The organism is Lapidilactobacillus bayanensis (assembly GCF_003946695.1).
Taxonomy (GTDB): Bacteria; Bacillota; Bacilli; order Lactobacillales; family Lactobacillaceae; genus Lapidilactobacillus; species Lapidilactobacillus bayanensis.
Window position 1 is genome coordinate 69,822 of the sequence record NZ_RHOX01000012.1, and the last position, 12,591, is coordinate 82,412.

Annotated in this window: 12 protein-coding genes; 7 read left to right on the top strand and 5 right to left on the bottom strand. The window is 40.0% G+C overall.

Annotated elements, in window-relative coordinates; all coding sequences use genetic code 11:
• Positions 1-56: 56 nt before the first annotated feature.
• Together EKM65_RS06125 and EKM65_RS06130 are read right to left on the bottom strand one after the other, a co-directional pair.
• Positions 57-377 carry a DMT family transporter gene (locus tag EKM65_RS06125; RefSeq protein WP_125606686.1) on the bottom strand — a complete coding sequence of 107 codons (321 nt, stop codon included), beginning with the start codon at positions 375-377 and terminating at the stop codon, positions 57-59.
• A gap of 196 nt (positions 378-573) precedes the next feature.
• On the bottom strand, positions 574-1,551 hold the full coding sequence (locus tag EKM65_RS06130) for an aldo/keto reductase (protein WP_191987317.1): 978 nt from the start codon (positions 1,549-1,551) through the stop codon (positions 574-576).
• A 195-nt stretch (positions 1,552-1,746) separates the two neighbouring features.
• On the opposite strand from EKM65_RS06130, the gene EKM65_RS06135 reads away from it, so the two are divergent.
• Positions 1,747-1,965: a hypothetical protein gene (locus tag EKM65_RS06135; RefSeq protein ID WP_125606690.1), complete on the top strand. Its 219-nt coding sequence runs from the start codon at positions 1,747-1,749 to the stop codon at positions 1,963-1,965.
• Positions 1,966-2,355: 390 nt separating this feature from the next.
• Here EKM65_RS06135 and EKM65_RS06140 read toward each other — a convergent pair whose 3' ends face one another.
• Positions 2,356-4,194 carry a glucose PTS transporter subunit IIA gene (locus EKM65_RS06140; RefSeq protein WP_125606692.1) on the bottom strand — a complete coding sequence of 613 codons (1,839 nt, stop codon included), beginning with the start codon at positions 4,192-4,194 and terminating at the stop codon, positions 2,356-2,358.
• A 248-nt stretch (positions 4,195-4,442) separates the two neighbouring features.
• Between EKM65_RS06140 and EKM65_RS06145 the strand changes: the two genes are divergently transcribed.
• The 5 genes from EKM65_RS06145 to EKM65_RS06165 all read left to right on the top strand — a co-directional run bounded on the left by EKM65_RS06145 (position 4,443) and on the right by EKM65_RS06165 (position 9,360).
• Positions 4,443-5,642 (top strand): enolase C-terminal domain-like protein, encoded by a 1,200-nt coding sequence (locus tag EKM65_RS06145; RefSeq protein WP_125606694.1) that lies wholly within the window; start codon positions 4,443-4,445, stop codon positions 5,640-5,642.
• A gap of 35 nt (positions 5,643-5,677) precedes the next feature.
• Entirely contained in the window at positions 5,678-6,412 is a 735-nt protein-coding gene (locus EKM65_RS06150; RefSeq protein WP_125606696.1) for a GntR family transcriptional regulator, read from the top strand.
• 846 nt (positions 6,413-7,258) lie between these two features.
• On the top strand, positions 7,259-8,128 hold the full coding sequence (locus EKM65_RS06155) for a helix-turn-helix domain-containing protein (protein ID WP_125606698.1): 870 nt from the start codon (positions 7,259-7,261) through the stop codon (positions 8,126-8,128).
• 121 nt (positions 8,129-8,249) lie between these two features.
• Positions 8,250-9,002 carry a Cof-type HAD-IIB family hydrolase gene (locus tag EKM65_RS06160; protein WP_125606700.1) on the top strand — a complete coding sequence of 251 codons (753 nt, stop codon included), beginning with the start codon at positions 8,250-8,252 and terminating at the stop codon, positions 9,000-9,002.
• 160 nt (positions 9,003-9,162) lie between these two features.
• Complete coding sequence (locus EKM65_RS06165; protein ID WP_125606702.1) at positions 9,163-9,360, top strand: hypothetical protein; 198 nt, start codon at positions 9,163-9,165, stop codon at positions 9,358-9,360.
• A gap of 286 nt (positions 9,361-9,646) precedes the next feature.
• Here EKM65_RS06165 and EKM65_RS06170 read toward each other — a convergent pair whose 3' ends face one another.
• Positions 9,647-10,309: an HAD family hydrolase gene (locus EKM65_RS06170; protein WP_125606704.1), complete on the bottom strand. Its 663-nt coding sequence runs from the start codon at positions 10,307-10,309 to the stop codon at positions 9,647-9,649.
• A gap of 182 nt (positions 10,310-10,491) precedes the next feature.
• On the opposite strand from EKM65_RS06170, the gene EKM65_RS06175 reads away from it, so the two are divergent.
• Positions 10,492-11,298: an HAD family hydrolase gene (locus tag EKM65_RS06175; protein WP_125606706.1), complete on the top strand. Its 807-nt coding sequence runs from the start codon at positions 10,492-10,494 to the stop codon at positions 11,296-11,298.
• A gap of 149 nt (positions 11,299-11,447) precedes the next feature.
• Here the strand turns inward: EKM65_RS06175 and EKM65_RS06180 are convergent, their stop codons facing one another.
• Positions 11,448-12,467, bottom strand: coding sequence for a hypothetical protein (locus EKM65_RS06180; RefSeq protein ID WP_125606708.1), 1,020 nt, complete (start codon positions 12,465-12,467; stop codon positions 11,448-11,450).
• Positions 12,468-12,591: the final 124 nt, after the last annotated feature.

Consider the following 12,591-nt stretch of genomic DNA (forward strand, 5'->3'; position numbering starts at 1 on the left):
TTTTATCCCGACCTCTTGCTTTTTAGTGGTACTGTTTAATCGTGGTTGGACTTTGATTAGTGACCACTAGTGACTTTAATGCCCACAATGCCAATCACGAGCAGCGCAACAAACAGCCAAGTGATTGTTGGTAATTGATCTTTAAATAAAACAACACCAACGATAATTGAACCAACCGCACCAATCCCTGTCCAAATCGGATAGGCGAGGCTGAGTGGTAAATGTTTGATTGCCAGCTCTAAAAATAAAAAGCTTAGAATCAACCCCACTATTGTTGCTAGGCTATACGATAAGTTAGTCAAACCATGGCTTAATTTCATGGTAGTTGCCCAAGTCACCTCGAAAATACCAGCAATAATTAAATAAAACCAAGTCATTAAACTTCCTCCTAAAAAATAAAACAGTGTTTGTCGTACTCTTCAAGGACCTATTGAGTACGACAAACACTGCTTTCACCCGGTGGTGAATCATATTTAATTGTTTAATCGCTAGCCTAGCAAATTTTTGATCATTGGTCAATTGCAACCAGAATTTCTATTTGCAACTAGAATTTTCATCTTTTAGTGAGGAAGCTTACCACAAATAGTCAACTGGATTCTTAATATATTGGTCATAAACGTCCTGAACGATGGCTAGTTGTTGATCAGTAAAGGCCGGCAATTCAGCGGCTTGAGCATTGGCAATAATCTGCTCAGGTTTGCTAGCACCAGGAATAACGGTGGAGACAGCATCGTACATTAAAATATATCGCAACGCCAAATCGGCCAAGTTGTCAGTTCCTAGGCGTTGTTTTAACTCGTCGGCTGCTTTAACACCAGTGGCAAAGTCAACACCGGAGAAAGTTTCGCCTTTATCGAAGGCTGCACCATTGCGATTGTAAGAACGGTGATCAGCTTTGCCAAAAGTTGTCGCTGTTGTGTACTTACCACTCAATAAACCACTAGCTAAAGGAACACGCGCTAAAATCCCCACGTTAGCTGCTTGAGCTTCAGCAAAGAAATGTTCAGCCGGACGCAGCCGGAACATATTGAAAATAATCTCTACCGCCGAGATATTAAACTGCAGTGCTTTTTCGGCTTCTTCGACACGTTCAACACTCACACCATAATTTTGAATTTTTCCAGCCTTTTTCAACTCATCTAGGGTCCAAAAAACGGTTGGATCATAATAAACACTGGTAGGTGGGCAGTGTAGCAAAACTAAATCTAATGATTCAACGTTCATGTTTTGTAACGAACTATCAACAAAAGCCGTCAAGTTTTCTTTGCTGTAACTGGCAGGTGTATGTGGTTCTAGCTTGCGGCCCATTTTAGTTGAGTAGTGTACATCAGGATGCTTTTTCAGAAATTCACCCACGGCGTGTTCACTTTGACCGTCTTGATAAATATCCGCCGTGTCAAAATAATTAACACCAGACTCGTAGGCCGCTTCCAAGGTGGCAGCGGCATCTTTTTCATCAAAAGGATCGCCCCATTTGCCGCCTAATTGCCAAGTACCTAATGAAACTTCACTGATTTTGAAACCGGTTTTACCTAAAGTTCTAAATTTCATTATGCTCTCTTTAAAATCTTTTTCTCACTGACTATCATAGTTGATTCATGTCTAAAGAACAAGAATCCTAATTGCGAACTCATGTGTGTGGTGTTGTGGTGGTGACGAAAGAATATCTAGTGCTCGTCGTTAGCTGAAATAGTGGCAACGAGAACTGTTATTTTGCGGTTCATCGCGCTTGCGCAAAGGTTGCATATGAAACGTGCGAGGTACCGTGGCGGTGAAGAAATACTTTCGCTGGAACGTAGTGGGCGTCGATTTGAGCCGATTGAAGTGCAAATCGTCTCAAATGCGAGCATTAATGTAGGCAATAAATTGCCAACATTAATGTCACTACTGAGCGGTATTTCTTCGCCGCCACTAAACAAGCAAGAGGGCAACCTTTACGCAAGCGCCGAATTGACGAGTGGTTAGACAGCTTACAATTTTTAGAAGCACAAATTTGCGATTAAATCACACCATATCTCGTTTGTCAGTGCCGAAGGGAAATCGCGCAATGCTCGCAGCGTTCCACCAGCGTATTTACCGCAGGCACGGAGAAGCACAAGATAACAGTTTTGGAGGACTTGTCACTCACAACAAATATCACATTTAAGACAAGTTGTATTTTATTCGGCTCAAACCAGGCCCACAGCGTTCCACCAGCGCATTTCCCGCAGGCACAAATCAGTGCAACATAACAATTCTAGGGTTTGCCTTTTCAACAAAATACGATACTAAAAAACCAGTTATCTTTAAGAAGATTTCATTCTTAAAACAGCTGGTTTTACGATGATGAGTTATTGGGTAAGAAGGTTAATGGCTTTAGGCTAAACGTACTTCTTCGAGAATATCACCATGTCTTAGTGCACCTTCAATATTTTTAGCCGGTTGCAGTGATTCAATTTGCTCTTTGTTGGTAATGACAACGATGATGGTTGTCTCTTTACCAGCGGCTTTAATGGCAGTTAAGTCGACTTGAGCTAACTGAGTATTGGTCGTAACTTTGTCGCCGGGGTTAACCAGAATCGTGAATGGTTTACCGTTAAGTTCAACGGTGTCTAAGCCCATATGCACGAGTACTTCTGCACCGTTATCGGCTTTAATGCCAATCGCATGTTTTGTATTGGCAATTGTAATAATCGTACCGGTAACTGGTGAATAAATATTACCATCTTTTGGTTCGAGGGCATAACCAGCACCAACCATTTTTGTAGAGAAAACATCATCGCTAACGTCTTCAAGTGGCAAGTATTCACCGTCAGCAACTGCTGATAAGGTATCAGGTTTAACATCGACTGGTTCTGCGTCTTGAGCAGGAACTAAGACATAAGCAATAATGAATGAAGAAACGAGGGCGATGACAATTCCTAACATTGCCCAAACGAAGTATTTACCAATATAGGCAGGAATACTGAAGACACTTGAAAGAATATAACCGTATAAACGAACGCCGAAGAAACTGATGAAGGCTGAAGAAATTGCAGCACCGCAGCAAGAAGCAACGAATGCTTTTTTGTATTTAGATAGGATACCAAACAAGGCTGGTTCAGTAATACCAAGTAATCCTGAAAGGACTGAAGAAACGATGATTGATTTTTCTTTTTTTGAATTAACTTTGAAGTAAACGGCGGCTGTTGCACCAGCAATTGACATGTTTGCCATGAACATCGTTGGCATTAAACGGTCATAACCTAAGTTAGCAAAGTTTTGCAAAGCAACAGGCGTCATGGCGTGATGTAGACCAGTGAAAATCAATAATGGTCGCGTCCCACCAGCAATGATACCGGCGAGGACTGGTGAAACTTTGAATAACCAAGCAACACCATCACCTAACCAATCACCAAGATAAATTCCAATCGGGCCAATAACAGTTAAAGTTAATAAACCAGCAATGAATAGCGATAGGGTTGGCGTAAAGACTGTGCGTAGGACTTCTGGTAGGATTTTGTCAACCCAACGATAAACGTAGCTGAGTAAGAGAACGGCGAAGATAATGGGAATAATTGTCCCAGCGTAATTAAAGACCGGTACGGGAATAATACCGAATAACATGAACTGACTGATTTTACCAGCAGCGGCGGCAGCGGTCATGGTTGGATATTGTAAAGTTGCTGCAATAGCGATTGCTAAATATTGATTCGTTTTGAAAATTTTAGCGGCAGAAGCGGCGACGAAAAATGGCAAGAATGTGAAAACACCGCTGGCTAACATATCAATGACTTGATAACTTGGTGTTGTTGCAGAAATGACGTTTAATGCGGCCAGGCCTGACATTAAACCTTTGATCATCCCAGCACCGGCAATGGCGGGCACCAACGGACCAAAGACGCCAGAAACAGTATCCATGAATAGGGAAACGATACCCTTTTTCTCTGCTGGTTCGGCGCTTTGTTGATCATCCTGTTTACTTGCATCTAACCCCAATTGTTGAGCAAGCGGTTCAAAATAGTCGGCAACGTCAGTACCAATCACGATTTGCAATTGTTTATTAGTATATTTGACACCGACAACTTTCGGAATATCTTCCAAGGCTTGATAATTAACTTTGCTTTCATCCTTGAGATTAAAGCGTAGGCGGGTCATACAATGCCAAGCATTATTAATGTTTTCACGACCACCAACATTCTTGATGATCGCTGTTGCAATTTCATCATGTTTCATAAATGACTTCTCCTTTGGTGAATTGACTGCAAACGTTTACTGCAAAGCCATCATAGCATGACAATAATTTCTTGTAAAACAAGCCTACAACTGTTATTTGATTTACAAATACTGTTAAATAGGCGTTTTTAAATGATTAATTTTTAATTGGACTGGTTTTGAGTCATTTTTTTACCAATGTACCAGTCCAAATTGACTTTTTGAAAACGGTTATGTTTAGATATGATTGTACAAAAAGGAGACTCGTCATGAAACCTACGATTATTACGGATATTAAATGTTTTACGCTAAAGCCTGATCGTCACAATTTGACTGTGGTCAAGGTTGAAACGGACAAAGATGTCAGCGGCGTTGGTTGCGCAACGTTTCAATTCCGACCACTCGCTGTTAAAACGATGGTCGATCATTATTTGAAGCCATTATTAATGGGCCGAGATGCAAATCAAATTGAAGATCTTTGGCAATTAATGTCAGTCAATTCTTATTGGCGCAATGGACCAGTGCTTAACAATGCGATTGCCGGCGTTGACATGGCCTTGTGGGATATTAAAGGGAAACTGGCCAATATGCCGCTATATGAGTTGTTAGGTGGCCAATCGCGCACAGCTATTCCGGCATATACACACGCAGTTGCCGAAACCTTACCGGAATTATATCAACAAATTGATCAACGTCTGGCTGAAGGCTACCAATATTTACGCTGTCAGCTGGGATTTTATGGTGGTAGTCCGACCCATTTGCAAACACCAGAGACACCTTTACCCGGGACTTATTTTGATCAAAATGAATATATGAGTACGACTTTAAAAATGTTTCAAGCGATTCAAGATAAATATCAGGGTGAGTTTCAAATGCTGCACGACGTTCATGAGCGACTCTTTCCTAATCAAGCGATTCAATTTGCTAAGGATGCTGAACCTTATCATTTATTCTTCTTAGAAGATTTATTCGCACCTGATCAGAATGAATGGTTAAGTCAATTGCGAGCGCAAACAGCCACACCAATTGCTACCGGTGAATTGTTTAATAATCCGATGGAATGGAAAGTCTTAATTGCCAATCGCCAAATCGATTATTTACGAATTCATATTTCGCAAGTTGGCGGAATTACCCCAGCCTTGAAAATTGCTCATTTTGCTGATGCCATGGGTGTACGAATTGCTTGGCATACGCCATCGGATATGACACCAATCGGAATCGCCGTTAACACACACTTGAATATTCACTTGCACAATGCAGCCATTCAAGAAAACTTACCAGTTCCTGAAAATACTAAAAAGGTTTTCACACACACACCAGAAGCCAAGGGTGGGTTCTTCTACCCAATTGATCGTCCTGGTATTGGCGTTGACTTTGATGAAATTGCCGCTGCTGAATATCCGATTGTTTATCGGCCCCATGAATGGACTCAAAGTCGAATTCCTGATGGGACTATCGTGACGCCATAATAGATATGGTAAGATATTGATCAGGTGATCATATTATGAAAAAACGTGATTTTATCGTGCAAGATCTCATTAGTAAAATTTATCAACGTCAATTTGCGTCCGGTAAGTTACCTGATCAACGCAAGCTAGCCAAGGTTTATCATGTCTCCCGTTATACCATTCAAGCAGCAGTTAAATTGTTGCAAGAGATGGGTGTGGTGAAAACCGTTCAAGGTTCAGGAATCTTTGTCGCCAATGATATTGAAAAAAATCAGTTAATTTTTAATTCTTTAACACGAACGCCTTATGAACGAATCACGTCGAAGATGTTAAGCCTCGATTTAGCACCGTCGACGCCAGAAGAGGCGCGGATTTTTCAAATTCCTAAGCAGGAATTAATTTGGACGTTTCAACGTATTCGCATCGTTAATTATAAAATTGAACAAATTGAAACATCGAAAATGCCGTACAATTTATTTCCGCAATTAAGTCAAGCAGAAGTTGAAGGTTCCATTCAAGCATTTGTTGAAGAGACAGGCTTACGAATTTCCCACAGCATCACCAGTTATTCGCCGACTGTCCTAACGCGCCAAGAAGAAAAGATTTTCCAGTGTAAACACGGCCAACCAGCGATGAATATTACCACACGCTCATTTGCCGAAACTGGTGAGGTTTATGAATACACACAAATTAGCGCAATTGACTACACCGTAACTTATATTACGCCCTTTGATCGGGAACAATATTTATTACGGAAGAAATCCCAACGTCAAGAAGCTGATCGTGACTGAATTAAGGTGTGGTCCTTAAATTTAGGCAACACGTTAATATGGTAACGAAAGATATTATGTATGGAAGTAGTGCCGACTAAAACTATTATTTTGTACTTCTTCGCGCTTGCGCAAATGTTGCTTATGGAGTGTAGTGAGTATCGTGAGGGAAAATAATTACTTTCGCTGGAACGTGGTGGACACTGCTTGAAGCCAATTTTTGCAAAATTGTCTCCAAGTCAGGTCTTGTAAGTAATAAATTACTAACAACAATTTCACCACTGAGCGGTATTTATTTTCCCTCACTAAACAAGCAAGATAGCAACCTTTGCGCAAGCGCTGAATTGATGAGTGGTTGAACTGCCTTTTAATTTTAAGAAGTATAAATTTGCAGTTAAGACGGCACTAACGCTTTTTTGTCAGTGCCGGAGGGAAATCGCGGTCAGCCGCGGTATTCTTGTCAATGGTTTACCATTTACAAGAAAGCTTGCGTTTGAGACAAATTGTTTTTGATTTGGCTCAAACCAAGCTCGCAGCGTTCCACCAGCGTATTTTCCGTAGGCACGAAGAAGCACAATCATAACAGTTCTAGGGCTTGCCGCTTTCAATAGAGCTCACATTCAAGATAAATTGATTTTAATTTAGCTCAAACCAAACTCGTAGCGTTCCACCAGCGTATTTCCCGCAGGCACGAAGAACCACAATCATAATAATTCTAGACAGTTCTAGGATTCGGCATTCATAATATTTAAGTCAATTTATGGAATCCCAATTTGTAAAATATCAGTTGATTTTTGCGATGTTATTTATTAGGCAATCATGCTATGCTAAGGTTAATAATTCCCAGTAGGGTGGTGATTGTGCGCAATGATTGAACACGAAAATATTCAAGTCGTTCCGCGTCTACCTTTTAAATATTACGTTAATGACCCGCTGCGACCAATTGATGTGGCGCCTCATTGGCATCAAGAGATTGAGTTAAATTGTTTGGTGAGTGGTGCTGTTTTGAAATTTGTGGCGGATGGTCGGACGACAGAATATTATCCTGGCGATATTTGGGCCGTTGATCACCGCGTTATTCATAGTGCAACCGGTGCGCCGCGAACAGATTGGCACGAGTTCGGGTTGATTATTGACGATGATTTCTTGTTAAACGAGATTTCTGAGAGTGCGAATTGGCATTTAACGTTAGCTGGTCAAGCCTCTGAAAAATTAGCGCCAACTGCTTATCAGGCAATTCAACAACACTTACTAGCAATCCATGACTTATTAATTAATCCGTTGACTGATGCGAATCGTTTGGCCATTCTGGGACATTTATACGGTCTTTTGTTTGACTTACAGCAGCATTTTACAACGCCGTTAACAACCAATTCAGTCAATCGTAATCAACCATTAATTGATCAAGTGATGATGTTTATTAATCAATCTTCTCGTGAGCCATTAACTGGTCAGGGGCTCGCGACCAAATTTCATGTCTCGTTAACCACACTTAATCAACAGTTTCAGGCAAATTTGCAAATGCCGGTGAACCGTTATATTCGATTAGTGCGGTTAATGAATGCCCACAAGTTGTTGTTGGCGACTAATCACGGTGTCAATTACATTGCTGACCAATGTGGTTTTTCCAGCGGCAAAACTTTCAATCGTAATTTTAAAGATTGGAAGGGTAAGACGCCGTCAGATTATCGCAAGACTTTTGCTAAATATCACAGAATTGCGACCACCAGCCTTTAAAAATGTCCCTTGTTAGCTTCTTAAATACGTTAAAATACCTCTTGTAGTAATCGTCATTAATCACGGTTAGTTTTTACGACTAACTTTTTGATCACGATGTCGAAACAGGAGGTATTTTTTAATGATTAAATTATTTGCGACTGATATGGATGGTACCTTTTTACGCGATGATAAAAGTTATGATCAGGAGAAATTTGCCCAGTTACACGAGCAAATGCTGGCCAAAAATATTCGTTGGGTTGTGGCTAGTGGTAATCAATATTATCAATTAAAGTCATTTTTTGCGGACTATCCGAACACAATTTACGTTGCGGAAAACGGCGCCTACATTCGCGATCTTGACCAAATTTATGCACTACATGCTTATACATCCGAGCAAGTCACGGCAATCTTAGCAAAGCTGGCGTTGATTCCACAGTTAAAAATTTTAGTTTGCGGGCAAAAAAGTGCCTATGCTTTGAACACAACGGATCCAGATTTTATCACTTTATCGCGCCAATATTATTATCGTTTGACGCTTGTTGATTGTTTTGCTGAAATTGATGATCAAATTATTAAGTTTGCGCTTTCTTGTCCTGATGATCAGACAGAGACAATCGTTGCCCGGTTGCGCGAAGATTTGCAGGGATTAGCAGAGCCGACTAGTAGCGGCCGTGGTGATATTGATGTTATTCAGGTGGGCGTTCATAAGGCGGCTGGTTTGAGTGAATTAGGTACGCACTTAGGCATTGACTTGTCAGAAATGTGTGCCTTTGGCGATGGTGGTAATGATTTGGAAATGGTTCGCGAAGTCGGTACCGGCGTCGCCATGGCCAATGCGCAGGCAGACGTGAAAGCTGTTGCTGATGTGTTAACTGGCGATAATAACAGCTAAGGTGTGCTCCAGTATCTTGAAAAGACTTTAGGTGCAAACTGAAAAATAGAACTGTTATATTGTGGTTAATCGCGCTTGAATGTAGTGGAAACTAGAACTGTTGCATTGCACTTCTTCGCGCTTATGCAAAGGTTGCTTATGGAACATGCGAGGTGCCGTGGTGGAAAATAAATACTTGTCGCTGGAACGTAGTGGGCGTCAATTTGAGCCGATTGAAATACAAATCGTCTCAAATGCGAGCCTTAATGTAAGCAATAAATTGCTAACATTAATGTCACTACTGAGCGGTATTTATTTTCCACCACTAAACAAGCGAGCGGGCAACCTTTGCGCTAGCGCTGAGTTGACGAGTGGTTAAATACGTTCCAATTTTGAGGAGTACAAATTTGCAGATAAGTTGCACTAACACACTTTCGTCAGTGCCGGAGGGAAATCGCGGTCAGCTGTGAAATTCTCGTTAGCGATTTATCGCTTACGAGAAGGCCGAGCTTTAAGACAAATTTATTTGGCTTAAAGTCGAGCCCACAGCGTTCCACCAGCGCATTTCCCGTAGGCACGAAGAACTGCGACAAAGTAGTTTTAGGATTTAGTACTTCTAAGAAAGCTGGTATTCGGCTCGAATCAACACTTGCAGCATCCCAAATTTATTGTTGTTTCGCTAGTAATTCAACGACGGGGGTCAGATCTGTGAACTCAGAATAAGGTTGTTCACGTTGGCGACCGTTTTTATGATCACGATTAATCCAAATCTTACGCCAATTCAATTGAGTGGCCGGTACAATGTCCCACCAATAACCTTTGGCAATGTGAATGTGATTTTCATTGGTTAACTGCCACTTTTTCGTTGCCATTTCAAAAAACGGCAAGTCTGGCTTGTAACAACCAGTTTCGTTAGGCAATAAGACACCGTCTGGTAAATCATCAAGGGCGGCTAAGTGATTGCGCATAAATTCTGGTGCGGAGTTGGACATCAAATAAAGTTGGTGGCCCTGAGCCTTTAATTGCATAAAGGCTGGCAACACGTCAGGATGTGGTTGCAGTTGTTGATAGGCGGTTAGAACATCATCAAGATGATTAACGAACCAATGGTCTGCGGTTAATTCTAAATCCAGATAACTTAAATTTTCAGCGATTAATTTATCATAAGGTGTTAATTTAGCTTGATACATGAGGCGGTCTTCGTAACTATTATAGGTTGCCACTGCTATTTGGGAATCAAGCTGCTGATCACGAGCAAGGCGGGCAATAACCTCATCAATTGGTTGCATATTTAAAAGTGTGCCATAACAGTCAAATGTTAATTTCATCAATGTTCACCTATTTCATCATTTATTATGTTCACCTTAATTTTACCACGAATCAAGTTAGTCAGGGATCGACTAACTAGTTACCTAGGAAATCTGTTTGAGAAAACTGGTAATCAAGTACTATTTTCGTTACAATTTTAATAAAGCTACTTTTATAAATACTGATAAATGAGGCCACGTAGATGAAAGATGTTAAATTAGTTGCCAGTGATATGGATCACACCTTATTAACTGAAAAAAATGAATTACCACCAACACTTTTTGATGATATCGATAAATTACAAAAACTAGGCGTTGAGTTTGCTATCGCCAGTGGTCGACCAGTTTATACGTTAGAAGCTATTTTTGGCGATTTAAAGTCCAAGATGACCTTTGTCAGTGATAACGGAGGCGTGATTGTTTATCACGGTGAGGTGATTCATATGAGCTTGTTAACAACAACAGCTTATCAGAAGATGACCCGCTTCACGCTTGAAGAAACTGATGGAGTCCCAGTGATTTGTGGGTTGGAAGCAGCCTATGTGCCAAGCTCAGCACGGCAATATGAAGCGGCTTTGAAAACCTTCTATACTCAGATTAAATTTGTTGATGATATTTATGCAGTTGATGTGAAAGCGGACAAGTATACTGTCTACTTCCCAAATGGTAATGCTCAAGAATGCAACGAGCGTGTTTTTACGCCAGAATTTGGTACTGATTACTCGGTTGTGATTAGTGGGCCAGAGTGGATTGACGTGATGAATAAGGGCATTCATAAAGGCCAAGCAATGGCAATCTTGGGTGAGAAGCTAAATATTACCCCTGCACAAATGATGGCCTTTGGTGATATGTATAACGATGTTGAAATGTTAACGTATGTTGATTATAGCTACTTAGTTGCCAACGCCGCTGCTGACATGGACCAATATGCTAATTATCGCACCGATTCCAATGACGAATACGGTGTAACCAATGTGTTAGAACAGTTGATTGCTGCTAAAGAAGCTTAACATTTAGATGATTTATTAGCTCATGAACAAAACTTGTTTAGAGAATGAGCATTAAACTGAAAAAAGTCTAAATCCAAATTTGGATTTAGACTTTTTTGTATTTAAGCGAAGTTATCTGATTTTGAGAATGCGTTTTTCAGGCTAAGTTATTATTTATGATTAGTCTTTAAATTGTTTTTGTGAAAAGAATTAAAGTTATTTTCGCGAAGAATTTGTCGAAGATTGGTTAAATCCGTTTCCGATAATGTGTCGTTCAAAATATAACTCTTCTTGAACCCGAATTTATCAAGGAAATAAATTGAATCAGTGATCAATAAATCATAATCTTGATCAGGTGTCGCCGCTTCAACTTGATAATTCATCGGTAGAGCCATCTGTTGATTGAACTGATTGATTAGTGCATAAGTATAGCTATAGCCATGTTTAACATAGAAGCCAATTAAAACTTTATGGCCAGCATAGTTTTGAACATAAGTTACGAAGGAATTAAAGAAGCTACTGTAGGTTATACGCGAATAATCTTTAACTGGCGTTTTGTCAATGACCTGTAATGAATGATCAATTAATTGTTCCACAATCGGATCAAATACTGTTGTTTGCGAGTCTTCCTTGTGCGTTTGATAATCGATAAAACTAAAAACAACTTTACCTCTAAATAAGTAATGTTGATTAAATAATTGCAAGGAAATTGGTTGCCAAGTTTGCCGCAATTTATTTTGAATCATGGTATCAGTGATACATTCTTGTTCAAAGGTGTAGTTAAACATCCATTCGGATTGTTGATTAACCGTATTAAAGGGATTTTGCCAATCAGCGTATTGATTCAAGATTAAATTATTATGACTATCCTCAATGTATAGTGAAATAATCAACAAATAAAGATATAAAGAATTTCGTAGATTCTTGTTACTGGATCCTTGAATGAGTGCATTGGCATAAACATCTAAAACTTGTCGATATAGAGGATCTTGAAAAGCTTCCTGTATTAATAAGCCATATTCTTCGTTCTTAACATTGTAGTTTAATTTAACTCGAGTGCGGCTAACTTTTAACCACAGGCCAATATGTAGCGCGGTTGATTCACTAAAAGTTGTCTTAAGCTTATTCTGCAGTCTGTGAATAATCTGACTGATTTCGGTTTCTTTACTAAACTCTCTAATCTGCGGCAAAGTCAGGGCATTCCAAAAGAATTCATAATAAAAGAAGATAGTTTGTATGCACTATGCCCTGTCAAGTTGACAGATGAAATAATATAAAATTGAATTTGTCTCTAAGCGGCTTCACTCCAGTATT

Coding starts and splice junctions, on each gene's coding strand:
- EKM65_RS06125 (WP_125606686.1), bottom strand. CDS start 377: ATGACTTGGTTTTATTTAATTATTGCTGGTATTTTCGAGGTGACTTGG.
- EKM65_RS06130 (WP_191987317.1), bottom strand. CDS start 1,551: ATGAAATTTAGAACTTTAGGTAAAACCGGTTTCAAAATCAGTGAAGTT.
- EKM65_RS06135 (WP_125606690.1), top strand. CDS start 1,747: ATGAAACGTGCGAGGTACCGTGGCGGTGAAGAAATACTTTCGCTGGAA.
- EKM65_RS06140 (WP_125606692.1), bottom strand. CDS start 4,194: ATGAAACATGATGAAATTGCAACAGCGATCATCAAGAATGTTGGTGGT.
- EKM65_RS06145 (WP_125606694.1), top strand. CDS start 4,443: ATGAAACCTACGATTATTACGGATATTAAATGTTTTACGCTAAAGCCT.
- EKM65_RS06150 (WP_125606696.1), top strand. CDS start 5,678: ATGAAAAAACGTGATTTTATCGTGCAAGATCTCATTAGTAAAATTTAT.
- EKM65_RS06155 (WP_125606698.1), top strand. CDS start 7,259: ATGATTGAACACGAAAATATTCAAGTCGTTCCGCGTCTACCTTTTAAA.
- EKM65_RS06160 (WP_125606700.1), top strand. CDS start 8,250: ATGATTAAATTATTTGCGACTGATATGGATGGTACCTTTTTACGCGAT.
- EKM65_RS06170 (WP_125606704.1), bottom strand. CDS start 10,309: ATGAAATTAACATTTGACTGTTATGGCACACTTTTAAATATGCAACCA.
- EKM65_RS06175 (WP_125606706.1), top strand. CDS start 10,492: ATGAAAGATGTTAAATTAGTTGCCAGTGATATGGATCACACCTTATTA.